The sequence below is a fragment of the Bradyrhizobium sp. 2TAF24 genome, assembly GCF_052115025.1.
Taxonomy (GTDB): domain Bacteria; phylum Pseudomonadota; class Alphaproteobacteria; order Rhizobiales; family Xanthobacteraceae; genus Bradyrhizobium_A.
This window is the reverse complement of the sequence record NZ_JBFRFW010000006.1, coordinates 204,050-226,479: the sequence shown is the minus strand read 5'-3', so window position 1 is coordinate 226,479 and position 22,430 is coordinate 204,050. Positions and strand designations below refer to the sequence as shown.

At 67.2% G+C, this 22,430-nt stretch carries 22 protein-coding genes; 13 read left to right on the top strand and 9 right to left on the bottom strand.

Annotation, left to right across the window (positions count from 1 at the left end; all coding sequences use genetic code 11):
• Positions 1–66: 66 nt before the first annotated feature.
• The gene (locus tag AB4Z37_RS12100; RefSeq protein WP_441516973.1) at positions 67–759 is read right to left on the bottom strand and encodes a FadR/GntR family transcriptional regulator; all 693 of its coding nucleotides are present in this window, start codon (positions 757–759) and stop codon (positions 67–69) included.
• 251 nt (positions 760–1,010) lie between these two features.
• On the opposite strand from AB4Z37_RS12100, the gene AB4Z37_RS12095 reads away from it, so the two are divergent.
• The 4 genes from AB4Z37_RS12095 (at position 1,011) to AB4Z37_RS12080 (ending at position 5,818) form a co-directional block, all read left to right on the top strand.
• Positions 1,011–2,390, top strand: a complete 1,380-nt coding sequence (locus tag AB4Z37_RS12095; RefSeq protein WP_441516972.1) for an ABC transporter substrate-binding protein — start codon at positions 1,011–1,013, stop codon at positions 2,388–2,390.
• A 95-nt stretch (positions 2,391–2,485) separates the two neighbouring features.
• Positions 2,486–3,364 (top strand): carbohydrate ABC transporter permease, encoded by an 879-nt coding sequence (locus AB4Z37_RS12090; RefSeq protein ID WP_441516971.1) that lies wholly within the window; start codon positions 2,486–2,488, stop codon positions 3,362–3,364.
• Positions 3,361–4,224: a carbohydrate ABC transporter permease gene (locus tag AB4Z37_RS12085; protein ID WP_441516970.1), complete on the top strand. Its 864-nt coding sequence runs from the start codon at positions 3,361–3,363 to the stop codon at positions 4,222–4,224. Before AB4Z37_RS12090 ends, AB4Z37_RS12085 begins: the two co-directional genes overlap by 4 nt.
• Positions 4,225–4,342: 118 nt before the next feature.
• Positions 4,343–5,818, top strand: coding sequence for an amidase (locus AB4Z37_RS12080; protein ID WP_441516969.1), 1,476 nt, complete (start codon positions 4,343–4,345; stop codon positions 5,816–5,818).
• A gap of 230 nt (positions 5,819–6,048) precedes the next feature.
• Here AB4Z37_RS12080 and AB4Z37_RS12075 read toward each other — a convergent pair whose 3' ends face one another.
• Positions 6,049–7,089 carry a hypothetical protein gene (locus AB4Z37_RS12075; protein ID WP_441516968.1) on the bottom strand — a complete coding sequence of 347 codons (1,041 nt, stop codon included), beginning with the start codon at positions 7,087–7,089 and terminating at the stop codon, positions 6,049–6,051.
• A gap of 280 nt (positions 7,090–7,369) precedes the next feature.
• Here AB4Z37_RS12075 and AB4Z37_RS12070 point away from each other — a divergent pair, with 280 nt between their 5' ends.
• Positions 7,370–7,516, top strand: a complete 147-nt coding sequence (locus tag AB4Z37_RS12070; protein ID WP_441517059.1) for a hypothetical protein — start codon at positions 7,370–7,372, stop codon at positions 7,514–7,516.
• 139 nt (positions 7,517–7,655) lie between these two features.
• On the opposite strand, the gene AB4Z37_RS12065 is transcribed toward AB4Z37_RS12070, so the two are convergent.
• Positions 7,656–8,564: a LysR family transcriptional regulator gene (locus AB4Z37_RS12065; protein ID WP_441516967.1), complete on the bottom strand. Its 909-nt coding sequence runs from the start codon at positions 8,562–8,564 to the stop codon at positions 7,656–7,658.
• A 113-nt stretch (positions 8,565–8,677) separates the two neighbouring features.
• Between AB4Z37_RS12065 and AB4Z37_RS12060 the strand changes: the two genes are divergently transcribed.
• The 3 genes from AB4Z37_RS12060 to AB4Z37_RS12050 all read left to right on the top strand — a co-directional run bounded on the left by AB4Z37_RS12060 (position 8,678) and on the right by AB4Z37_RS12050 (position 11,154).
• Positions 8,678–9,418 (top strand): SDR family oxidoreductase, encoded by a 741-nt coding sequence (locus AB4Z37_RS12060; RefSeq protein WP_441516966.1) that lies wholly within the window; start codon positions 8,678–8,680, stop codon positions 9,416–9,418.
• Between the two features lie 149 nt (positions 9,419–9,567).
• Entirely contained in the window at positions 9,568–10,344 is a 777-nt protein-coding gene (locus tag AB4Z37_RS12055) for an enoyl-CoA hydratase/isomerase family protein (RefSeq protein WP_441516965.1), read from the top strand.
• A gap of 330 nt (positions 10,345–10,674) precedes the next feature.
• A complete protein-coding gene (locus tag AB4Z37_RS12050) occupies positions 10,675–11,154 on the top strand; it encodes a GNAT family N-acetyltransferase (protein WP_441516964.1) in 480 nt (159 codons plus the stop codon).
• Positions 11,155–11,247: 93 nt separating this feature from the next.
• Here the strand turns inward: AB4Z37_RS12050 and AB4Z37_RS12045 are convergent, their stop codons facing one another.
• The 3 genes from AB4Z37_RS12045 to AB4Z37_RS12035 all read right to left on the bottom strand — a co-directional run bounded on the left by AB4Z37_RS12045 (position 11,248) and on the right by AB4Z37_RS12035 (position 14,204).
• Positions 11,248–12,759, bottom strand: coding sequence for an acetyl-CoA acetyltransferase (locus tag AB4Z37_RS12045; protein ID WP_441516963.1), 1,512 nt, complete (start codon positions 12,757–12,759; stop codon positions 11,248–11,250).
• 78 nt (positions 12,760–12,837) lie between these two features.
• The gene (locus tag AB4Z37_RS12040) at positions 12,838–13,446 is read right to left on the bottom strand and encodes a 2-hydroxychromene-2-carboxylate isomerase (RefSeq protein WP_441516962.1); all 609 of its coding nucleotides are present in this window, start codon (positions 13,444–13,446) and stop codon (positions 12,838–12,840) included.
• A gap of 56 nt (positions 13,447–13,502) precedes the next feature.
• Entirely contained in the window at positions 13,503–14,204 is a 702-nt protein-coding gene (locus AB4Z37_RS12035; protein ID WP_441516961.1) for a glutathione S-transferase family protein, read from the bottom strand.
• A 218-nt stretch (positions 14,205–14,422) separates the two neighbouring features.
• On the opposite strand from AB4Z37_RS12035, the gene AB4Z37_RS12030 reads away from it, so the two are divergent.
• The 4 genes from AB4Z37_RS12030 (at position 14,423) to AB4Z37_RS12015 (ending at position 18,314) form a co-directional block, all read left to right on the top strand.
• Positions 14,423–15,583, top strand: coding sequence for an acyl-CoA dehydrogenase family protein (locus AB4Z37_RS12030; RefSeq protein WP_441516960.1), 1,161 nt, complete (start codon positions 14,423–14,425; stop codon positions 15,581–15,583).
• Between the two features lie 644 nt (positions 15,584–16,227).
• Entirely contained in the window at positions 16,228–16,887 is a 660-nt protein-coding gene (locus AB4Z37_RS12025; protein WP_441516959.1) for a Crp/Fnr family transcriptional regulator, read from the top strand.
• 20 nt (positions 16,888–16,907) lie between these two features.
• The gene (locus AB4Z37_RS12020; protein ID WP_441516958.1) at positions 16,908–17,783 is read left to right on the top strand and encodes a DUF6537 domain-containing protein; all 876 of its coding nucleotides are present in this window, start codon (positions 16,908–16,910) and stop codon (positions 17,781–17,783) included.
• A 120-nt stretch (positions 17,784–17,903) separates the two neighbouring features.
• Complete coding sequence (locus tag AB4Z37_RS12015) at positions 17,904–18,314, top strand: DUF3307 domain-containing protein (RefSeq protein ID WP_441516957.1); 411 nt, start codon at positions 17,904–17,906, stop codon at positions 18,312–18,314.
• 179 nt (positions 18,315–18,493) lie between these two features.
• On the opposite strand, the gene fabF is transcribed toward AB4Z37_RS12015, so the two are convergent.
• Both fabF and AB4Z37_RS12005 read right to left on the bottom strand, forming a co-directional pair.
• Entirely contained in the window at positions 18,494–19,774 is a 1,281-nt protein-coding gene (gene fabF / locus AB4Z37_RS12010; protein WP_441516956.1) for a beta-ketoacyl-ACP synthase II, read from the bottom strand.
• A gap of 138 nt (positions 19,775–19,912) precedes the next feature.
• Positions 19,913–20,692: an enoyl-CoA hydratase gene (locus AB4Z37_RS12005; RefSeq protein WP_441516955.1), complete on the bottom strand. Its 780-nt coding sequence runs from the start codon at positions 20,690–20,692 to the stop codon at positions 19,913–19,915.
• Between the two features lie 93 nt (positions 20,693–20,785).
• Here AB4Z37_RS12005 and AB4Z37_RS12000 point away from each other — a divergent pair, with 93 nt between their 5' ends.
• Positions 20,786–21,424 (top strand): TetR/AcrR family transcriptional regulator, encoded by a 639-nt coding sequence (locus AB4Z37_RS12000; protein WP_441516954.1) that lies wholly within the window; start codon positions 20,786–20,788, stop codon positions 21,422–21,424.
• A gap of 84 nt (positions 21,425–21,508) precedes the next feature.
• On the opposite strand, the gene AB4Z37_RS11995 is transcribed toward AB4Z37_RS12000, so the two are convergent.
• Complete coding sequence (locus AB4Z37_RS11995) at positions 21,509–22,420, bottom strand: LysR family transcriptional regulator (RefSeq protein ID WP_441516953.1); 912 nt, start codon at positions 22,418–22,420, stop codon at positions 21,509–21,511.
• Positions 22,421–22,430 lie beyond the last annotated feature (10 nt).

Here is a 22,430-nt window from a genome sequence, read left to right as displayed (position 1 = left end):
GCCCGCTGCGCGGGCTCCTCAGGATGAGGCGATAGTCGGTCGGTCGAACGTCACATCATCGCGCCGCTAATACAGCGCCGCGCGGTTGAGCGCCTCGTCGAAATGGCGGCTCATCATCTTGCGCGCCTTGACCGGATCGCGGTCGCGGATCGCCTCGACGATGCCTTCGTGGGTCTTGAGGATCTGCTTCCATTCGGCGAGTGACGTGATCGAGCACAGGCCGTCATAGATCATGCCCTTGATGGTCATGGTCAGCGCCTCGGTGGTGATGGCGTAGAGCGGGTTGCCCGAGGCCTGCGCGATCACCGCATGCAGTTCGAAATCGGTGGCGAGGAAACGCTTGGGGTCCTGCAGGCTGTCGCGCAAGCCCGCGATCGCGACGTCGAGGCGGGCGAGATGGTCGTCGGTACGCTCATGCGCGGCGAGCACTGCGGCTTCGCATTCGATGGTGCGGCGGAAGGTGCCGATGTTGCGGAACGAGACCTGGCGTGTGGCGAGGCCGTGATCGAACGCTTGCGCCATCGCGTTGGGCTCGAGGCGATGCACCATCGGCCGCCGGCCGTTGGCGATGTCGATGATGCCGACCGCTTCGAGCTGTGTCAGTGCCTCGCGCACCACGCCGCGGCTGACGCCGAAGATCGCGCCGAGCTCCTGCGCGCTCGGCAGAAAATCGCCGGCGCCGAGGCTGTTCTCCACAATGTGGGTTCGCACGCGCTCCACGACCTGATCGACGAGGCTCACGGCCTTGATCGGTTCCACCGGGCGTTTCCTTGTGTTCTTTTCCTTGGGTTCTCCTCGACAATCATACTATCCACCTGTATGACAGGCGGCAAGCAACAACGGCGGCAAGCCGGCGCGTTCCAGCGGGATCGGGAGGAGGACAGTGGTCATGACAGCGACAGCCACGGCTCCGGCCATTGGCGCGGACAGCGCATCCGCTCTTGAAGCCGCGCGCGGTCGCGCGCACGATCACGGCAAGCAACAGCAATAACCTTTGAGAGGAGACGACGATGGGGAGGCACGCGATGAAGGCCATGCTGGCGGCAGGCGCCGCCGCGCTGATGATCTCGGCGGTCGCGCCGGCATCGGCCGAGACGCTCACCGTGTGGTGGGTGAAGGGCTTCTACAAGGCAGAGGATGAGGCGCTGCTCAACGCCATCAAGGCGTTCGAGGCCAAGACCGGCAACAAGGTCGAATTGTCGCAGTATCCCGTGCAGGACATGATTCCGAAGACGGTGGCCGCGCTCGATTCCAGCACGCCGCCCGATGTCGCCTATGCCGACGTCTATGATTTCCAGGTCACCGGCAAGTGGGCGTTCGACGGCAAGCTGGACGACATCTCCGACATCATGGCGCCGCTCAAGGACAAGTTCGCGCCCAACACGCTGGAAACCACCTACCTGCTCAACGGCAAGAGCAACGCGCGCGCCTACTACGCGTTTCCGCTCAAGCAGCAGACCATGCATATCAACTACTGGAAGGATATGCTGGAGAAGGCGGGTCTCAAGGACAGCGACATCCCGACCGGCTGGGACGACTACTGGAATTTCTGGTGCGAGAAGGTGCAGCCCGCGGTGCGCAAGGCCACCGGCCAGCGCGTCTACGGCATCGGCGCGCCGATGGGCGTCGATTCCAGCGACAGCTTCTATTCGTTCCTGACCTTCATGGACGCCTACAACGTCAAGCTGGTCGACGACAACGGCAAGCTGCTGGTCGACGATCCCACTGTGCGCGAGGGCCTGATCAAGGCGCTCACCAGCTACGTGATGCCGGCGCAGAAGAGCTGCGCGCCGCCGTCGGCGACCAGCTGGAAGGATCCGGACAACAACGTCGCCTTCCACAACCGCTCGATCGTCCTGACCCACAACGCCACCATCTCGATCGCCGGCAAGTGGCTCGACGACAGCAACAACGAGTCGCTGTCGCCTGAGCAGCGCGCCCAGGCCAAGAAGAACTACGAGGAACTGATCGCGACCTCCGGCTTCCCCAACAAGCCGGATGGCTCGAAGATGGTCTACCGCGCCGCGGTCAAGACCGGCGTGATCTTCTCCGGCTCCAAGAACAAGGCGCTGGCCCGGCAGTTCGTGACTTTCCTGCTGCAGGATGACAACCTCACCCCGTACGTGGAAGGCTCACTCGGCCGCTGGTTCCCGGTGACCAAGACCGGGCAGGAGCGGCCGTTCTGGCAGGCCGATCCGCACCGTCGCTCGGTCTACAACCAGTTCAAGGCCGGCACCGTGACCTTCGAGTTCACCAAGAACTACAAGTTCACCGTGGTCAACAACGAGAACGTCTGGGCGGTGGCCATGAATCGCGTGGTCAACGAGAAGATGCCGGTGGACAAGGCGGTCGATGAAATGATCGCCCGCATCAAGGCGATCGCGAACTGAGCGCACGGGCGGGGCGGCATGCGCCGTCCCGCCCGCGACGTCGCGATCAAGGTCCGCAGCTTAAAGCAGGCACAGGCACCCGAGAGGCCTTATCCATGACCGTGCTGGCATCGACCGCTCATCCCGAAACCTCTGGCGCGGGCTTTGGCCTGTCGCGGATGACGCCGGCGGAGCGGCTCGGTCTTCTGATGATCGTGCCGTACCTGATCCTGTTTCTGGTGTTCGTGCTCTATCCGGTCGGCTACGGCCTGTGGCTGGCGCGCAATCCGGACAGCTACGTCAAGCTCGCGGCCGACCCGATCTTCCTGCGCACCGTGATTAACACGCTGATCTTCCTCGGCGTCGGCATCACGCTGAAGATGATCATCGCGCTGTTCCTGTCCGACTTCTTCGTGCAGGACCGCTGGTGGATCAAGATCCTGGCGCTGATCTTCATCCTGCCCTGGGCGGTGCCGTCGATCACCACCATCCTGTCGGTGCGCTTCATGCTCAACCCGGAGTGGGGCGTCATCAACCACGCCATCTTCGCGCTGACCGGCGACGACGGCCCCAACTGGCTGAACAACCCGACACTGGCACTTGCGCTCGCCATGGCCGTGCACATCTGGAAGTCGCTGCCGTTCTGGACGCTGATCCTGGTGGCCGGCAGGCTCGCGATCCCGTCCGACCTTTATGAGGCTGCGTCCGTCGACGGCGCCACCACCTTGCAGAAATTCCGCTTCGTCACCTGGCCGTCGCTGCGCACGCTGTGGCTGACCTGCCTGATCCTCTCCACGCTGTGGTCGCTCGGCGATTTCAACAGTGTCTACCTGCTCACCGGCGGCGGGCCCGCCGATCTTACCCACGTGCTGGCCACCTTGGGCCTGCGCTATCTGCGGCTCGATCAGGTCGACATGTCGGTGGCGGCGGTGGTCTGCGCCATGCCGCTGGTCCTCCCGCTGATCTACTTCATGATGAAACGGCTCGCCAAATGAACAGCATCGCGCAACAGGCCTGGTGGCAGAAGGTCTCGACCGAGGCCAAGCTCCTGCTGATCGGCATCCCGGTGCTGCTGTGGACCATGGCGCCGATCTACCACATGATGCTGTTCGCCTTCTCGGCCAAGGACAGCGCGATGTCGGGGGCGTTGTGGCCGGCGCAGCCGACGCTCAACAACTTCGCCATCGTGTTCGGGCAGAAGCACTTCTACCTGCACCACTTCTGGCAGCAGTTCGGCAACTCGCTGATCATCGCGGTCGCGACCGGCGCGCTGACGCTGTTCATCGCCACCTGCGCCGCCTTCGCCATCAGCCGGCTCAAGGTGCGGGGTGGGGGCCTGGTGATGAATCTCGCGCTGTTCACCTACTTCATTCCGGCGGCATTCCTCGCCGTGCCGATGTACCGCACCATGGGCAACTATGGCCTGCTCAACAGCCATGCGGCGATGATTTTCGCCATGGTGACGCTGGCCTCGCCCTATGCCATCTGGGTGCTCAAGCAGGCGTCCGACAAGCTGCCCTACGAGCTGGATGAAGCCGCGGTAATGGACGGCGCCTCGCCCTGGCAGCTGTTCCGCCTGGTCTACCTGCCGCTGATGGTGCCGTCGCTGGTCGCGGTCGGCACCTATGCGCTGCTGCTGGCGTGGAACGAGTATCTCTACGCGTTCCTGCTGCTGTCGCGCGACACCGACGTCACGCTGGGCGTCGCGCTCGGCAACTTCCTGGCGGCGGACGACTCGCCGTGGGAGCTGTTGATGGCGACCGGGCTCGTCTACTCGCTGCCGCCAGTCGTGATCTACTATGTGTTCAAGCGCTACATGGTCTCGGGCCTGACCGCCGGCGCGGTCAAGAGCTGAGGCGCTCCGTCTGGCCCGCCGGCCTTGCAAGGCTGGCGGAAATTGCATGCAGGCGCGCGTGTTGACCTGATTGATCGCCAATTTACTGTTCGACTCACGGTCAGGGAGACGGACAGCAATGACATTGGCGATGAGTTGGGACGAGTGGGCAGGGCACGACGGCACGGCGCTGGCCGAGCGGGTGCGCAAGGGCGAGGTGACCCCCGCCGAGCTCGCCGCCCAGGCGGTCGCCGGCGTCGCCAAGGTCGATCCAAGAATCTCCGCCGTGGTCGAGCTGTTCGACGACGTCATTGCCGACCCGGCGAAGGATGGCGCTGATCTCAACGGTCCGTTCGCTGGCTTGCCGTTCCTGATGAAGGACCTCGGCCCGACGCTCAAGGGCCGGCTGCAGGAGATGGGCTCGCTGCTGATGCGCGGCAATCGCGCCGAGGCCGACACCTTCCTCACCACGAAGATGCGCAAGGCCGGCCTCAACCTGATCGGCCGCACCACCACGCCGGAATTCGGCGTCTGCAGCTCGGCGGAAAATCCCGCCGTCTACGTCACCCGCAATCCCTGGAACACCGACTACACCACCTGCGGCTCGTCAGCCGGCAGCGCGGCAGCGGTCGCCGCCGGCGTGGTGCCGCTGGCCCATGCCACCGACGGCGGCGGCTCGATCCGCATCCCCGCCGGCGTCAACGGCAACATCGGCCTGAAGGTGTCGCGCGGCGTGTTCTCGATCGCGCCGCACCTGTCGGATCTCTCCGGCCTTGTCTCGATCCAGGGCTGCCAGTCGCGCACTGTGCGCGACACCGCGGCGTTCGTCGACGCCTGCCGCGGCGGCGCGCCTGGCGAGTTCATGCCGTACTGGGCCGCGCCCGAGCCCTACACGAAGGCGATCACGCGCGATCCGCCGCGCCTCAAAATTGCGCTGTCGCACCAGTGGGGCGACTATCGCGCGACGCCGCACATCGCGGCGGAGCTGAAGCGGGTGGGGCGCTTTCTCGAAAGCCTCGGCCATCATGTCGAGGAGGCATTGCCGGCTGTCGACTTCCGCGCGGCGTTCGCGGCGCAGACCACCTGCTACATTTCCAATTTCGCTGTCGTGATCGGCAATCTCCTCGCCGCGCGCGGCCTCGACCGGCCGCCGGCCGACCTCGTCGAGCCCGTCAACATCCGCATCTGGGAGCACGGCCGCGACTTCAGCTTCGCCGAGCGCGCCCGCATGCAGGCGGTGTTCAACACGACGTCGCGTGGCTTCGGCGCCTTTTTCGAGGACTATGACATCATCCTCACGCCGATCACCGCGCTGCCGACGCCGAAGGTCGGCACCACCGAATATCTCACCCTCAGCGACAATCCGTCGGTGCTCGACTGGTTCGAGAACCTGTGGCGCAACTTCGCGTTCACGCCGCTCGCCAATCTCTGCGGCATTCCGGCGATCTCGCTGCCGCTCGCCACCAACGAGCACGGTCTGCCGCTCGGCATCCAGGCCCAGGCGAAGCAGGCCAATGACGGCCTGCTGCTGCAGCTCGCCGCGCAGGTTGAGCGCGCCATCGGCGGAAGGTGGAGCGACGGGCGCAAGCCCGGCGTGCATGTGACGGCGGGGTGAGGCACGAGTCCATCAACAATTCCGGCGCGTAACCCCGATGGGCGGAGCGATATCCGGGAGCCGATCTTCGCTCGTCCCGGGTGTTGCCTTGCTCACCCCTTTCGACTTGCTGCTCCGGAAAATGCATGGCGGCCTGGGCTTTGCCGGTTGCAAGGGAATAGCCGTGAGCCATGCCGAGCGCCGCGCTCTCGCGCGCGATGACCAGCGCTTCAGGGGGCGAACATCACCAGTTAGCTCGCCGCGCTGCGCGCCAGGCGTTGCAGCATCGCTGTGATCTGCTGATTGTCCTGCGCGGTTTGATCCGGATCATCACCCGCAGTCTCACGGAGGGCGACCGGCATGTCGACGCGGCGCGGCGGCACCTGCGACAGGCGCAGCGGACGATCGTGGCTGACGGACGTCGGTGGCGCCGGTTCGGTGTGGACCGAATCCCAGGGCGCACGCCGCTCGTCGTTGACCTGGTAAGTCGGCCTGCGTGTGCGAGGCAGCCGGAAGACCAGCGCGCTGATGAGGCCGGCCAGCGCCAGGGCGCTGACCAACGCGATCAGCAGCATCTGGGTCGAGGACGAGGATATCTCGGCGGACGCCTCGGTTACAGCGGCAGGTGCTGGCGCCTCCGCTTGCTGCGGCGTCGCATTGGCCTGCGCGGCCGCGGTCGGCTGGTCTGCAGCGTGCCGGGTTCCGTTGGTTCCGGCCATGCTCGATGCATCGAGCCATCTGGCGTGCGCGTCCGAAGACAAGGCGTTCGTGCTGTCGGGCGCGGCTGGTGGCGAGGGATCGCCGGCGTGACCGGCGTCCGCGCTCGCGACGGGCGCGGCTGCGGCCGGCGGCGAAGGCCACTCGGCAAACGCATCGGCTGTTGCTCGGCGCATCGCCGGCGCGGTGGCCCGCTGAGTGTGTGGCGGCGTCGCGTCGGCCGTCGCTGTGTCGGTCGTGGCCGCGGCCGCTGCGGGCGGCGGCTGCGTGGTCACCGTCCCGGCAGCCTTGGTATTGGTCTTGGTATTGGTCTTGGTGTTGGTCTTGGCCTCGCCGAGATACCAGCACTGCTTCTTTGTGCCGCGCTCGATGTGGTAGAACCAGTGGCTTCCCGCGGGCGCGGTCCCTTTCGGGGTGGACAGGCAGGTGTCCGCCGTCTGGTTGCTCGCCTTTGTGGCGGCGCTCTGGGCCATGGCGGTGAAGTTGGCCCCGGCCAGGATGCCGGCGGCAAGTGCCGCCGCCCATTTCGCTGAATGATGTGACATACGTCCCCGGTATTTCGTCGTTGACGCCAACGCTGGCGATCCCAATCTCGGCGAGGAGTTGGGTCGCAATGCGCCGCAAATCTGGAACGCGTAAGGCTGAATTGGGCTCGCGGCGGGGCGGCAATTGCGGCGCACCGGTGGCCGAAACATGGAGCGAATTTCTTTCGACTGTCAGGTTCCGGTGGGTCGGCCGAGCACCCGGATGCGGCCCGGGACGCGATCTGATTGATCGCGGTACGGCCGTTACACGGGCCACGGAACATGCGCGGCGCGCGGCGCAACCAGGCGATCGCGTTGATGCAGGCGCGCGATGGTCGTGGTGCCGCTCGGCATCCAGGCCCAGGCGAAGCAGGCCAATGACGGACTGCTGCTGCAGCTCGCCGCGCAGGTCGAGCGCGCCATCGGCGGCAAGTGGAGCGACGGCCGCAAGCCCGGCGTGCATGTGACGGCGGGGTGATGGAGTAAGTCCAACACCCCGACACGTGTAGCCCGGATGAGCGCAGCGATATCCGGGACCTGATCATCGCTGTCCCGGGTGTCATTCGCTCACCCGGGCTACAGACTCGCCGGGGCTTCGACAATTCACGGCTGGTTTGTCAACCACATGCCGGGCCGAGCAGCTCCGCCGCATGTTGGGTCAGCAGGTCGAGCAGGGCGCGCGTCTTCAGCGGCACATGCGGGCTTGCCGGATAGAGCGCGTGGACGTCGAGCGGCACGAAGCGATACTCCTTGAGCACCGGCACCAGCCGCCCGTCGGCGATCTCCGCCGCGCACACGGCCCGATGCAGTGCGCCGATGCCGGCGCCGGCGAGCAGAGCGTCACGCAGCGGCCGCCAGTGATTGGCTCGCCACGCGGTGCGGACCGGCGCCTCGGTCGGCATGCCGTCGGGCCCGGTCAGGCGCAGGCGGTTGTTGGGCGCGAGCCCGGCGATGCGGATGAACGGGTGGGCGATCAGCTCCTGTGGCGTCTGCGGCGCGGCGACGCGCGCGAGATAGGCAGGGGCCGCCAGCATCACCCGCTCGACCGCGCCGATGCGGCGCGCGACGAAATGGCCGTCGCTGACGGTCCCGATGCGCAGCGACAGGTCGACGCCTTCCACCACCGGTTCGACGAAGCGGTCGTTCAGGGTCAGGTCGATCGCGAGCTGCGGATGCTGCGCCTGAAAGCGCACCAGCAGCGGCGGCAGCGTCACCTCGCCGAGACCGTGCGGCGCGGCGATGCGCAGCGTTCCGCTCAGCGCGCCGTCGCGCGCGCTGGCCGAAGCGAGCGCGTCGTCCGCCGCCTCGATCACGCCGCGCGCCCGCTCATAGAAGCGCTCGCCGGCCTCGGTGGTGGTCACCGAGCGGGTGGTGCGCGCCAGCAGCCGCACGCCGAGCTGCCGCTCCAGCCGCTCGATCCGCTCGCTCACGGTCGGCTGGCCGAGATGGAGGTCGCGGGCGGCGGCCGACAGGCTGCCGCGCTCGACGACCCGGATGTAGATGCGCATGGCGGAGAGCAGGTCCATGCCCCGAATATATCGTCAAAAACGATGAATGAAATCGCATTCGGCATCCTGCCGCTTGTTCCGACGATGAAATAGGCCTTCGGCCACCCTGATTGTCAGCCAAGGAGGCCTTCATGCCGTCGGACGCCCACACCCCATCGCCATCGCTCGCCGGACAGACCGTCGCCGTCATCGGCGGCTCGTCAGGGCTCGGCTTTGCCATCGCCGCCGAGGCGCGGCGGCAGGGCGCCGGCCTCATCCTGGTCGCCCGCGATGCCGAGCGGCTGCGCCATGCAGCCGTGGCGCTTGGTGGCGCCGCGACGATCACCGCCGACATTGCGAACGCCGATGCCGCGTCGGCGCTGTTCGGCGATATCGCCCGGCTCGATCATCTCGTCATCACCGCCGGCACCGCGCGGCTGCTGCCGCTCGCCGCCCACAGCGCACACGATCTCACCGCCGTGCTGGCCGAGCGGCTGGTCGGCCCGCTGCTCGCCATCAAGGCCGCCGCGCCGCGACTGCGCGAGGGCGGCTCGATCACGCTGACCTCAGCGCAGCTGAGCACACGGCCGATCGCCGCCGGCGCGGTGCTCGCCGCCGCGGTCTCAGGTGTCGAGGCGCTGGCCCGCGCGCTCGCGCTCGAGCTCGCCCCGATCCGCATCAACGCGCTCGCGCCCGGCCTGATCGACACGCCGCTGCTCGATGGTCTCCTTGGTGATGCCAAGCGTCAGGTGCTGGAGGCCTCCGCCGCCAGCGTCCCCGTCCGCCGCGTCGGCCGCCCGCAGGACGTCGCGCAGGCCGCGCTGCTGCTGATGACCAACGGCTTCATCACCGGCGAGGTGCTGCATGTCGATGGCGGCGGCCGCTGGGTGTGACATCAGCTGTGGCGGGGTGAGGCCGGCCGAAGATGCCTGCGATGCGGCTGGACAGCGGCCGATCGCGCCGTATCTTGTGGGACAACCACACTGACAGACCTCACTTCGCCGCCGTCGGCGCGATCCCCCGAGCTGGAGTTCAAGTCGCCATGAGCCACGACGTCATCCGCTATTCCGTGTCCGGCGGGGTCGCCGAGATCATGCTCGATCGCCCGCCGGTGAATGCCCTGAGCATGCCGCTGATCGAGGCGCTGCTGGACAGGCTGCAGGCGGCGCGGGACGATGCGGCCGTGCGCGCCGTGATCATCGGCAGCGCCCAAAAGGTGTTTTGTGCCGGGCTCGACCTCGACATCGTGCGCGGCAAGCCGGGGATCGAGGCCAAGGGCTTTGTCGAGCGTCTCTACTTCGCCCTCAACGACATCCAGTACCGGATGGGCAAGCCGACCATCGCGGCGATCGACGGCGCCGCGCGCGCCGGCGGCATGACCATCGCGATCTCCTGCGACATGATCATTGCCGGCGATGGCGCGACGTTCGGCTACCCCGAGATCGATGTCGGCCTCATCCCGGCGCTGCATTTCGTGCAGTTGCCGCGGCTGGTCGGCAAGCACCAGGCATTCGGTCCGCTGTTCCTGGGGGAGCCGTTCGATGCCGCAACCGCCTACCGCATGGGCCTCCTGAGCGAGGTCGTGCCCAAGGGCACCGCGCTCGATCGCGCCCGCGAGATCGCGCGGAAGTTCACCGGGAAGTCGCCGATCGTCGTCAAGATCGGCCGTGACGCCTTTGCCCGTGCTGTCGATGCGGATTACCGCCGCGCGGTCGAAAACGCGGCCGAGAGTTTCGCGCTGGTCGCAACGACCGAAGATTGCCAGGAGGGATTGAACGCGTTCGTCGAGAAGCGCGCGCCGAACTATCGCGGGCGCTGATGGCGGGGGCGCGTCGCCTGCCATCGGGCTGTGCTCCGCGCGGCCCCATCGGTATGGCGCGGCGGTGACGGGCAGGGATGTGTTCGACCGGCAAGGATGCACCGAGCAGTGACGAGCGCTTCCCCTCATGGTGCGGTGCGCGGCACGCGCGTCTTGAACCACGAGGCCTGGACATTGCTCCATCACCCTCCCTCGAGACGCCCGCTGCGCGGGCTCCTCGGGATGAGGCGGAGCAAGGATACGCCGGATCAAGCACATCCGGGAAGCGGGAACACGGCTTGATCCGGGTGTCGCTGCGCTCACTCGCGTTATTGTTTGAGGCATCGTTGCATGGCCGATGAGCTTGTAGAAATTGAACGGCTGACCGAAGCGTCAGGTCTGGCGCGAGCCATTGCCGCGACGCAGTTCAAGCTGTGGGACGTTCGCACGGGCCACAGTTCGCAAGACGCGTACGAGCGCTTTCTTTCCGCGGCCGCGCGTGCGCCGTCACTTCCGTCGGTTCTGGTTGCAAGGCGCGGTCAGCGTTTTGTCGGATCGGTGAATTTGCTCGCATCCGAAATGACGATCCGGCCCGCGCTGTCCCCCTGGATGGGGCAGCTGTTGGTCACTGATGAGGCGCGCGGCACAGGCGTGGGGCGGGCTCTCGTTGGCGCCGCCATCCGCCACGTTGCAGACCTGGGGTTCCGGCGCATCCATCTCTATACGTCCGGCACGCTGCCTTCCTATTACGCTCGGCTTGGCTGGAAGCCGATCGAGGACGTCAGCTATCTTGGCAAGCTCCGTACGGTGATGGTGTTCGAGATGCCTTGAGCGCTGGCGGACGATGAGCTTGCGAGTGTTCCGGTTCGCAAGTTCGTTGCATTTGCAGCGACCTCAGCACGAACGTGCGAACCGATCAGGACACTAGTCTTCCACCCGCCACTCCAGCAGCCCATCCTCCGCCGTTGTGATCGGCCCTGTCATCCCGATCGGGCTTGCGTCGAGGTCGGTCAGCCGGGCGATTGTCGTGGTCTCGCTCGCCGGCACGCGCGCCAGTGTGCGGCCACCATCCTCCGTGCGCAGGATCACGACGCCGTGCTCCGGCGCCCCGGTGCGGCCATAGATCACCGTGAAGGTCTCGACCGTGCCGCTGCCGGTCGCCTCCGTCACCACCGCGGGCACCGGGCCGCGGCGACGGTCGGCGTCAGCCTGCACGCTCGTGTCCTGCTGAAGCGGCGCGGGCGCGGGGCGGGAGGACAGCACCAGCGCATGATGCTTGGTGACGTATTCGCCCTGGCCGTAGAGAAGCCCCGTGCCGCCGCGGCGCAGCCGCCGCACCATCGCGCAGGCGGCGTGGGTCATGTAGTCGTTGAGCGGCGCACCGAAGAACGTCAGGCCGCCGGTGACCGTTGGCTCGACATCCGCCCCGAGCCTGAGCGTGCGCCGCGCCATCTTCGGCACGCAGGGAAAGCAACTGTAGAGTTCGAGCGCGTCGAAGGCACGGCCATCGCCGCCGGCGAGCGCCATTGCGGTCTCCAGCACCGCGTCCTGGCAGTCGCTGCGGTGGTACTGGTCGCGGTTGAGGAAATCGCGCGGCTCGATCGCGAAGGCGCCGCCCCACACATGCACCATGCGATCTTCGGCGATGCCGGCGGCGCGCGCCACGGCAAGGCTGGTGACGATGAGGGCCGCGCCCTGGTTCACCGTGGGGTTGGCGACCATCAGCTTGGTGTAGGGCCAGGCGATCGGCCGGTTGTCGGCCGACGGCGTCGCGATCTCCGCAGGCCCGACCTTGCGGCGCAGCCAGGCGCTGGGATTGTCGGCGGCGACGTCGGCATAGCGCGCCCACAATTCGGCGGACTCGGCGATCGCTTCGCGCGGCGCCTGGCCCCAGTGCGCGGCTGAGGCGTTGTCGTAGAACGGATAGGCGGTCATCGGCCTGGCGACGCCGAGCTTCACCGACATCGGGTGCTGGTAGCTGGCCCCGCGCACCGGTGCCGGTGCGTCGTGGGCATAGGGCGTCCACGGCAGCTCAATGCCGGCCTTTTCGGCACGGGCGACGCTGCTGGCGGCTTCCGCGCCGCAGATCGCCGCCACCGTGCTGTCGCCACGGGCGATGCGCAGCGCTGCCTCGTGCAGGTAGCGCACCGGGCTCTCGCCGCCGACCGGGCCATAGACTGCGCGTGCCGGCGCGATACCGAGCCGCTTGCACAGCAACTGCTCGGGCGCGTGGTAGCGCCAGCTGATGAAGTTGACGACGTCGAGGCTGTCGATCCCTGACAGTAGATGGGCTCCGGCGTCGTATTCGGCGCGCTTCAGCGCCACCGCCATCAGTGCGAGCGGTTCGAGGCCCTGCGTGGGCTCGGTCGGGCGATCGACCACTTCGCCGATACCGACGATGACGGGAATGCGGCTGTCCGGAATTACGCTGCTCATGCGGGCACGTCACCTGTAAGAAGGGAAGGTCGCGGCGGCGGGCGCGGTGCGGCCCGTCAGTCGGCGCCGGGCGGTGGCTCAGGTCGCGGCTCTCTTGCGCTGCAGCGCCTCGCGGATCAGCGGCAGGCGGTCGTTGCCGAAATACATGTCGGTGCCGCCGAGATAGATGGTCGGCGAGCCGAACGCGCCGCGGGCGATGGCGTCGTCGGTGTTCTCCTTCAGTGCGGCCTTGACCGCCGGCGTCGCGATGCCGGCGAAGAACGCCTCGCTGTCGACGCCGATCTTGTCGCAGATCTCCGCCAGCACGGCATCCTGCGAGATGTCCTTGTCATCGCCCCAGTAGGCCTCGAACGCGGCGGTCGCAAACGGCACCAGCTTGCCTTCGGCGGACAGATAGATGCAGCCACGCATCGCCTTGACGCTGTTCACGGGAAACACCGTCGGCGGCATCTTGATCTTGAGGCCGGCCGCGTGCGCCCAGTCCTGCAGGTCTTTTGCCATATAGCGCTGCTTCGCCGGCACCGGATTGTCCCGCGAGGCGTAGACGCTGGGGTTGACGCTGTTGAAGATGCCGCCGACCAGGATCGGCCGCCACACGATCGGCTCGTTGAATTCGGCCGCCAGCGGCTGGATGTTGTGGAAGGCGAGATAGGTCCAGGGGCTCGAGCAGTCGAAGAAGAATTCCATTGGGCCGTTTCCTCATATGATCGTCGGCTGTTTCAGCCGTTTATGGTTGCGGTGTCTCAGGATCTGGGGCTTGCCTGCGGCGGCGCGCCGAAAAGAACCTGCCGTGCTTCATCGTCCATCTTGGGGGCGCGCCATTCCTTGCCGACCGCAAGGCCGCGCTGCAGCGCCTCGCGGCCGCGCAGCTGAGCGTACCAGCGCTTGATGTTGGGATAATCGTCGAGGCTGATGCCCTGCGCCTTGTGGGTCATGATCCAGGGAAACGTCGCCATGTCGGCGATCGAATAGGCGCCGGCGATGCAATCGTTGGTGCGGCCGAGCTCGCCGTCGAGCACCGCATAGAGGCGGTGTGCCTCGCGGCCATAGCGGTCGATGGCGTAGGGAATTTTTTCGGCGGCATAGAGCGCAAAATGGCCGTTCTGGCCGAGCATCGGCCCGAGCCCGCCCATCTGCCACATCAGCCACTGCGTCACGCGGTAACGGCCCTTGATGTCGGAAGGCATGAAACGGCTGGTCTTCTCGGCGAGATACAGCAGGATCGCGCCGCTCTCGAAGATCGCCAGCGGCCCGTCGCCGCCGAGCGGATCGTGGTCGACGATGGCCGGCATCCGGCCGTTGGGATTGAGCGCCTGAAATGCAGCCGTGAACTGCTCGCCGCGGCCGATGTTCACCGGCACCACGCGGTAGGGCAGGCCGCATTCCTCCAGCATGATGGTGATTTTCCATCCATTGGGGGTCGGCCAGTAGTGGAGGTCGATCATCGGCGCACTCGGTCGCAGGAACAATCTGATGCTATTGCGCCACGATCGCCCGGTCGAGGGCAATGGGCAATCCTCGGATTGCGCACGAAACAGTTGCTGTTTCCGGCCGGCGGAATGTCGCTGATATCATACGTGTTGCATTGCCGGCCGCGGCCGACCAACATCGCGCCATCAACGAAACGACTCCGGGGCGTCATCCGGAGCAGGAGGAAAGGCCGATGCTGTTCACCCCCGAGCACGACGAGGCGCGCCGGATTCTCAACAGGCTGATCGAGACCGAGATCAATCCCCATGTCGATGCCTGGGAGGAGGCCGGTATCTATCCCGCCCACGAGGTGTTCAAGAAGCTCGGCGACCTCGGTTTCCTCGGTCTCACCAAGCCGGTGGAGTATGGCGGGCAGGGGCTCGACGTCAGCTGGGGCGTGATGATGGCGGAGGAGCTCGGCACCATCCGCGCAGGCGGCATCCCGATGTCGATCGGCGTGCAGACCGACATGGCGACGCCGGCGCTGGCGCGGTTCGGCTCGGACGCGCTGCGCCGCGAGTTTCTCAGCCCCGCGATCGCCGGCGACATGGTGGCGTGCATCGGCGTGTCGGAAGCCGGCGCGGGCTCGGATGTCGCGTCCATCAAGACCACGGCGCGTGCGGATGGTGATGACTACATCATCAACGGCGGCAAGATGTGGATTACCAACGGCACCCAGGCCGACTGGATCTGCCTTCTGACCAACACCAGCGATGGCCAGCCCCATCGCAACAAGTCGCTGATCATCGTGCCGATGAAGAGCAGGGGCGTCACCATCGCCCGCAAGCTCGACAAGCTCGGCATGCACGCCTCCGACACCGCCCAGATTCATTTCGACGACGTCCGCGTGCCCAAGCGCAACCGCATCGGCGAGGAAGGCCGCGGCTTCACCTACCAGATGCTCCAGTTCCAGGAGGAGCGACTGTGGGCCGCCGCGGCTTGCCTCAAGGCGCACGAGCGCACCATCAACGAGACCATCGACTACACCCGCGGCCGCAAGGCGTTCGGCCACAGCATCCTCGACAACCAGACCGTTCACTTCAAGCTTGCCGAGCTGCAGACCGAGATCGAGCTGTTGCGCTCGCTGGTCTACCGCGCGGCCGAGGCGCTGATCGCCGGCGAGGATGTCACGCGTCTTGCGTCGATGGCCAAACTCAAGGCCGGGCGCATCGGCCGTCTCGTGCCCGATGCCTGCCTGCAGTATTGGGGCGGCATGGGCTTCATGAACGAGACCCCCGTCAGCCGCGCCTACCGCGACCGCCGCCTGACCTCGATCGGCGGCGGCGCCGACGAGGTGATGCTGACCATCATCAGCAAGCTGATGGGCATCCTGCCGGGCACGGCGCAGAAGTAGGGGACGGCGGGGCAAGAGCGACAGCGTCGCGATTGCACGCGCGCACCGGAACCAGGTGCGCGCGCATCCCCCTCATGGTGAGGAGGCGCGCCAGCGCCGTCTCGAACCATAAGGCCGAGGCGTCGCCGCGTGGGCCTCGCCCTTCGAGACGCCTGCTTCGCAGGCTCCTCAGGACGAGGAGGCGGGGCGGAATAACGCCGCGGCGGGATGAGTCTCTTTCGTGATGCCAGCGCTTCGCGCCGGGCAGGACACAGACAAGGACGAGACGCTGTGCTTTCCGCCACCGTCACGGCCGGGCAGCGCGATCCGTCTTTGACGGATCGCCAGGACGAAGGTTTCCCGGTCACCTCCGCCTTGGAAATCCCTCGACCGCGCCGGGCGTATGCGCCGGCGTCCGCCCGCCGCCGCTGGCGGCCATCAGGCGCCGTTGTCGTCCCGTCGGGCCACCCCGGCCGGCGGGCGCGCGGGGCGGGCGCCTCGTTCGCGCCCGCCGCCGATCACGGCGCTGCTCCGCAAGATGTGTGGCGGCGGGGGCCGGCGGCGGGGTATAATAGCGCCTGCCGTCGGCAGGGGAGCGGGCTCGCGCGAGCCGGCGCCGCTGCCGGCGGATTGTTTTGCTTCCTTCGAACATCGGGTTGGCCGTCATGGATTCCGCACATCATGCCATAGGCCTGTTCACGTCGATCTTCGTCGTGGCCACCTACACCATGCGCACGATGATCCCGCTGCGCATCTTCGGCATCATCACCAACGTGCTGCTGATCACCTACTCGCTGCCGACCCATGCCTACGCCACCGCACTGCTGCACGGCATCCTGCTGCCGCTCAACGTCTACCGGCTGCACCAGATGCTGCAGCTGGTGCGCGACGTGAAGAAGTCGGTCAACACCAGCGACCTGTCGATGAGCTGGCTGAAGCCGTTCATGACCGAGCGGCCCTGCAAGGCCGGCGAGGTGCTGTTCTACAAGGATGAGAAGGCCGAGGAGATGTACTACATCGTCAGCGGTCGCTTCCGCCTGGTCGAGATGGGGGTGGACCTGCCGACCGGCATCATCACCGGTGAGATGGGCATGCTGTCGCCGTCCAATACCCGCACCGGAACGCTGGAATGCCTTGAGGATGGCGTGGTGCTGAGCGTCAGCTACCGCCAGGTCGAGGAGCTCTATGTGCAGAACCCTGCGTTCGGCTTCTACTTCCTGCGCCTTGTCAGCGCCCGCCTGTTCGAGAACCTCGGCCGGATGGAGGCGCAGCTCGCCCAGCAGGCGCCGCCCGCGGCCGTTCCGGCCTCCGCGGCGCACGCCTGACCAGCAAAGGTTGCCGCGCGATGAAATGGCCGCGCTTCATCCGCCTCCTGGCCGCCTGGGGCCTCGGTGACGACGATCGTCGGGTGCCGGCCGTGCCTGCCACCTTGCCGGCGGAGATCGTCCCGGTGGTCGGCGCGACGCTGCGGCTGCTGACCACCTACCAGGACGCCGAATACGCGCGGCTTTATCTCGGCCGTCTCGGCCGCTTCACCGCCCGGCGCGGCGTCGACACCGCCATGCTCGGCGAGATCGCGCGGCTGCTTGCAGTGCGCATGGCCTATCAGGATCTCGTCTGGCACGCCCAGCTGGCGCTCGCCGGCGGGCCGGATCCGGAGTGGGAGCGGCTTGGGCTGGTCATCGCCGCGGAGGCGTTGCCCGACCCGGTGCGGCCAACCGTGCGCGAGATTCTGGCGCTGTTTCCGGTCGCGCTCATGAATCTCGTGGTCGAACTGCAGATCCGGCTCGGCTGGAGCGACGCCGCCCTCAGCTTTTCGCTGACCGGGCGGACGTGGCGCGGCCGGCTCGCCGCCAGGCTGCTGGCGTCGCTGCGCCGGCTGCGGCCGCAGTCGGTGCGCTATGCCCATGAGCGGCCGCTGGTCGAACGCTGGCTGCACATGATCGACCGGGCGCTGGCCAAGCAGCCGGCGGCGGCCTTCGAGGTGGTCGAGACCGCCGCCATGCTCCACGGCCTCGGTCGGCCCTACCGCCGGGCGCTGGTCAACTGGTCGCTGCTGATCGACACCCTGGCCAAGCCGACCTTCGACGGCGTGCTGCCCGTCAACGACCTCGCCGGCTGCCTGGCGCAGATCCGGACCATCGCCGCCGCCGATCCGTCAGGCGAGGAGGTGCACCGCGAGATCACGCGGATCAAAGCGGGGCTCGCCCATGCCGCCTAGTTTGTGGCAGATAGGGATGGCGAAAGTCGGCGCGCCGGGCGCCGGCGGGGGGATGCGGCCAGCGCTCTCCGGTCCGGGCACCGCGTGCATCGGAGCAACAGCCATGCGGACGGAGACACGATGACGCTCCCTCAATGGTCGACCACGGTGGCCGTCGGCCCGCTGGTTGCGTGGATGCTGGCGCTCACCGTCAAGCACGTCATCGCCGACTTCCTGCTGCAGACGACCTGGATGGCCAAGGGCAAGGACAGTGTCGACGGCTGGCTGGTGCCGCTCACCGTGCACTGCGTCATTCACGGCGTGCTGGCGACGCTGCTGTTCGCGCTGTTCGCGCCAAAACTCTGGTTTCTCGGCATCGCGGATTTCGTCGTTCACATCATCATCGACCGCGCCAAGGGCTTCCTGGTCGCGAAATTCCAGATCGCGCCCGGCCACCGCTGGTTCTGGTGGCTGATCGGCATCGACCAGGCGCTGCACCATGTCACCGACTTCGCCTGGTCGCTGCTGGTGGTGACCAACGGTTACGGGTGACGACCGCACGATAGACCTCCTCATGGTGAGGAGGCGCGCAAGCGCCGTCTCGAACCATGAGGCCGGGGCGTTGATGCCCGGGGCCTCATCCTTCGAGACGCAGGCTGCGCCTGCTCCTCAGGATGAGGAGCAGGAACAGCACTGCTCGGTCTTCCGGCGCATGCGGAAGTGATCCGTCGCTAAAACCCCCGGAACACGACGCTGGCGTTGACGCCGCCGAAGCCGAAGCCGTTCGACAGCACGTGCTCGATCCGCATCCTGCGCGCCTCGCCGCGCACGAAATCGATGCCGGCGGCGGCTTCGTCGGGGTTCTCCAGGTTCAGCGTTGCCGGCGCCACCTGGTCGCGCAGCGCCAGCACCGAGAACACCGCTTCCAGTCCGCCGGCGGCGCCGAGCAGGTGGCCGGTGGCGGATTTGGTCGAGGTCACGGCAACCGCGCCGTTGCTGCCGAACAGCGCCTTGATCGCGGCGATCTCGCCGAGATCGCCGACCGGGGTGGAGGTGGCGTGGGCGTTGAGATGCTGCACATCGATCGGTGAGATCGCCGCCTGGCGCAGCGCGATCTCCATCGCCCGACGGGCGCCGTCACCGTCCTCCGGACCTGCGGTCATGTGGTAGGCGTCCGCGGTGGTGCCGTAGCCGACCAGTTCGGCGATCGGGGTGGCGTTGCGGGCGAGGGCGTGATCGAGCGACTCGATCACCAGCACGCCGGCGCCTTCGCCCATCACGAAGCCGTCGCGGTCGCGGTCGAACGGGCGCGATGCGCGCGACGGCGTGTCGTTGAACGAGGTGGACAGCGCCCGCGCAGCGGCGAAGGCGCCGAGGCTGACGCGGTCGACGCAGGCTTCCGCGCCGCCGCACACCGCGATATCGGCCTCGCCGGTCAGGATCAGACGTGCGGCGTCGCCGATCGCCTGGACGCCGGCGGCACAGGCCGTCACCGGGGCGCCGAGCGGGCCCTTGAAGCCGTGGCGGATCGAGATCTGGCCGGCGGCGAGGTTGACCAGGAAAGCCGGCACGGTGAACGGCGACAGGCGCCGCACGCCGCGCGTGTCGGTGGTGCGCACCGCATCGACGATGGCGGGAAAGCCGCCGACGCCCGATGCAATGATCGTTGCCGTGCGCTCGCGGCTGCGCGTGTCGTCCGGCGTCCATTTTGCCTGGGCGATGGCCTCGTCTGCCGCCATCATCGCGAACTGGATGAAGCGGTCCATCTTGCGCTGGTCCTTGCGTTGCACCGCGCGGTCGGGATCGAAACCGGCCTCCGCATCGTCGGCAAGGGCAGGGACGTTGCCGATCACCTTGGCTGAGAGGTCGGCGGAGACCTCCTCAGGCAGCGCCCGCAGGCCCGAGCGGCCGGCCACAAGCCGCGCCCAGGACGGCTCGACCCCGCAGCCGAGCGGGGATACCGCCCCCAGGCCGGTGACGACGATGCGCCGGAGATTGGACCTTCGCTGCATGCAAGCCTCGCTGTTTCGGGCCGTGGCCCGTCTTTCAAATGACCGCCATCATATGATCGGTCGCCGCCACGTTTGCAATGCACCATGCAGAAAAGGGCGGGGACGGCGGAATTTCGCCATCGCCGCCGTGGCTTACGCTCATGTCGCCGTCCGCTTGCGGTCGATGAAGGCCTGCATGTGCTGCTGCGGCTCGCCGGTCAGGAAGGTGCGGCCGAAGATCGCGATGCTGTTGCGGACGCAGTCCTGCAGCGGCAGCTCGTCCCATTGCCGGCACAGCACCTTCTGCGCCTTGAGTGCCTCATGGCCGCAAGTGAGCAACTCACCAGTCAGGCTGTCGACGGCGGCGTCGAGGCCGCTGGGCTCGGTGACCACGTCGAGGAAGCCCCAGTCACGCGCGGTGGCGGCGTCGATGGTCGCGCCCGTCATCACCAGCCAGCGGGTCCGGCCGCTGCCGATCAGGCGCGGCAGCAGGGCGGCATGGATCACCGAGGGGATGCCGACCTTGACCTCCGGCATCGCGAATTTGGCCGTGGGCGCTGCAATGCGGAAATCGCAGGCTGCTGCGACTTCGAGCCCGCCGCCGAGGCACCAGCCGGGAATCCGCGCGATCACAGGCGTGGGAAATTGTCGCACTGCCTCGCACAACTGGCCGAGTCCGGTGATAAAAGTCTCTGCTGATGCTTGGTCGAGTCGTGCCATTTCCTTGATGTCCGCCCCGCCGATGAACGCCTTCTCGCTTTCGGTCCGGAACACCAGCACGCGTATCTGCTGGTTTTTCGCCAGTTCTTCCAACCCCATGCGCAGGCCTGTGATTGCCGGCGTGTCGAGGATGTTGAGCGGGCCGGCGTTGCGCATGGTCAGGGTGGCGACGCCTCGGGTGTCCATCTCGGCGCCGCAGAACTCGTTGATGATGTCCATTTTGGTATTTTGATCCTACTTTTGCCTGCCTTGCGGCGTTGGTTTCCAAGCCCAATCGTATTATATGATCCCGATCATCCTCAGGACCCGTGCATGCGCTACTCCAAGGACCACAAGGCCGAGACCCACGCGCGGATCGTCCGCCATGCATCCGCCCAGCTGCGGGAGAAGGGAACCCGCGGCGTGGGCGTCGCCGACCTCATGAAGGAGGCCGGGCTGACCCATGGCGGATTTTACGCCCATTTCGATTCCCGGGAAGATCTGGTGATCGAGGCGATCGCCTATGCCATGGACCAGACCACCGAGCGGTGGGGCAAGCAATTCCAGGACAAGGCGGTGGCGGATCGCCTGGCGATGCTGGTCGACAGCTACCTCACCCCCAGCCACCGTGACCATCCGGAGCGGGGCTGCGCGATTCCAGCGCTCGCCGGCGACGTCGTCCGCGAGTCGCCGAAGACCCGCCGTGCATTCCTGAGCAAACTCGAGCAGATGATCGCCCTGTTTGCCGGGCAGTCGTCCGATCCCGACAGTGCCGAGGCGCGGCAGAAGGCGATCGGCACCATCGCCACCCTGATGGGATCGGTGGTGCTGGCGCGCGTCGCGGGCAACAGCGCCTTCTCCCAGGAGGTGCTCGACGCCGGCCGTGCCATGGCGCTGGGCAAGCCCGTGAAGACCTCGCCACGCAAGAAGCCCGCGGTGCGGTCGCGTGCCGCCAAGGCAGGACACGCCTGAGCCTTGATCATGATCCTCATGGTGAAGAGCGGCCGTCAGGCCGCGTCTTGAACCATGAGCGCGGCGGCCCGCCGGACATCCCCCTTACGTCGGATTGAACAGCCCGCGCTCGCGCTCCACCGTGGCATAGATGTAGTCCGCCGCCGCGCGGATGCGGGCGAGGTCCTTGCTGTCGGCATGCATCAACAGCCAGAAGCTGCGCAGGATTGAGACGCTGTCACGCAGGATTGGCTGCAGGCGCTCTTCGCTGCGCGCCATGAAGTGCGGCAGCACGGCGATGCCGAAGCCGGCGAGGGTGGCGTTGTACTGGGCGATCAGGTTGGCGCTGCGGAAGCGGGCCGTGATCTTGGGCGAGATCTGCGGCAGGTAGTCGAGCTCCGGCGTGTACAGCAGCTCCTCGATGTAGCCGACGAAACGGTGGCCGATCAGGTCGTCTCGGCTGCGGATCGCCGGCGTCCGCGCGAGGTAGGCGGGCGCGGCATAGAGCCCGAGGCTGTAGTCGACCAGCTTGCGGCCGACGATATGGCCTTCCTTGGGCAGTGCCAGGCTGATGGCGATGTCGGCCTCGCGTTTCGACAGGCTGAACAGCCGCGCGGTGGCGACCAGCTGCAGGTCGAGGTCGGGATAGAGCTCGGTGAACTTGACGAGGCGTGGCGCCAGAAAATGCGTGCCGAAGCCGTCGGGGGCGCCGATCCGCACCGTGCCGGTGAGGTGGGCCTTCGAGCCGCCGATCAGGTCCTGGTTGGCGGCGACGGTCGATTCGATCACCTCGGCGCTGCCGGCGACGCGGTGGCCGGCTTCGGTGAGCTGGTAGCCGGTCTTGCGGCGGTCGAACAGTTTGGCCGAGAGGCGGCGTTCGAGGCGGTCGACCCGCCGGATCACGGTGGTATGGTCGACGCCGAGCTGCTTGGCAGCTGCCGAGACCGTCCCGCCGCGCACGATCGCCAGCACGAAGCGGAAGTCGTCCCAGTCGATCTCGGCGGCTTGATCTGGCATTTTCGCACAT

Bases quoted from the DNA above. Each gene is read 5' to 3' on its own strand.
- AB4Z37_RS12055 (WP_441516965.1), top strand. From the start codon at position 9,568: ATGAGCCACGACGTCATCCGCTATTCCGTGTCCGGCGGGGTCGCCGAG.
- AB4Z37_RS12035 (WP_441516961.1), bottom strand. From the start codon at position 14,204: ATGATCGACCTCCACTACTGGCCGACCCCCAATGGATGGAAAATCACC.
- AB4Z37_RS12050 (WP_441516964.1), top strand. From the start codon at position 10,675: ATGGCCGATGAGCTTGTAGAAATTGAACGGCTGACCGAAGCGTCAGGT.
- AB4Z37_RS12070 (WP_441517059.1), top strand. From the start codon at position 7,370: ATGGTCGTGGTGCCGCTCGGCATCCAGGCCCAGGCGAAGCAGGCCAAT.
- AB4Z37_RS12065 (WP_441516967.1), bottom strand. From the start codon at position 8,564: ATGGACCTGCTCTCCGCCATGCGCATCTACATCCGGGTCGTCGAGCGC.
- AB4Z37_RS12095 (WP_441516972.1), top strand. From the start codon at position 1,011: ATGGGGAGGCACGCGATGAAGGCCATGCTGGCGGCAGGCGCCGCCGCG.
- AB4Z37_RS12025 (WP_441516959.1), top strand. From the start codon at position 16,228: ATGGATTCCGCACATCATGCCATAGGCCTGTTCACGTCGATCTTCGTC.
- fabF (WP_441516956.1), bottom strand. From the start codon at position 19,774: ATGCAGCGAAGGTCCAATCTCCGGCGCATCGTCGTCACCGGCCTGGGG.
- AB4Z37_RS12020 (WP_441516958.1), top strand. From the start codon at position 16,908: ATGAAATGGCCGCGCTTCATCCGCCTCCTGGCCGCCTGGGGCCTCGGT.
- AB4Z37_RS12040 (WP_441516962.1), bottom strand. From the start codon at position 13,446: ATGGAATTCTTCTTCGACTGCTCGAGCCCCTGGACCTATCTCGCCTTC.
- AB4Z37_RS12090 (WP_441516971.1), top strand. From the start codon at position 2,486: ATGACCGTGCTGGCATCGACCGCTCATCCCGAAACCTCTGGCGCGGGC.
- AB4Z37_RS12060 (WP_441516966.1), top strand. From the start codon at position 8,678: ATGCCGTCGGACGCCCACACCCCATCGCCATCGCTCGCCGGACAGACC.
- AB4Z37_RS12045 (WP_441516963.1), bottom strand. From the start codon at position 12,759: ATGAGCAGCGTAATTCCGGACAGCCGCATTCCCGTCATCGTCGGTATC.
- AB4Z37_RS12005 (WP_441516955.1), bottom strand. From the start codon at position 20,692: ATGGACATCATCAACGAGTTCTGCGGCGCCGAGATGGACACCCGAGGC.
- AB4Z37_RS12085 (WP_441516970.1), top strand. From the start codon at position 3,361: ATGAACAGCATCGCGCAACAGGCCTGGTGGCAGAAGGTCTCGACCGAG.
- AB4Z37_RS12080 (WP_441516969.1), top strand. From the start codon at position 4,343: ATGACATTGGCGATGAGTTGGGACGAGTGGGCAGGGCACGACGGCACG.
- AB4Z37_RS12030 (WP_441516960.1), top strand. From the start codon at position 14,423: ATGCTGTTCACCCCCGAGCACGACGAGGCGCGCCGGATTCTCAACAGG.
- AB4Z37_RS12015 (WP_441516957.1), top strand. From the start codon at position 17,904: ATGACGCTCCCTCAATGGTCGACCACGGTGGCCGTCGGCCCGCTGGTT.
- AB4Z37_RS12000 (WP_441516954.1), top strand. From the start codon at position 20,786: ATGCGCTACTCCAAGGACCACAAGGCCGAGACCCACGCGCGGATCGTC.
- AB4Z37_RS11995 (WP_441516953.1), bottom strand. From the start codon at position 22,420: ATGCCAGATCAAGCCGCCGAGATCGACTGGGACGACTTCCGCTTCGTG.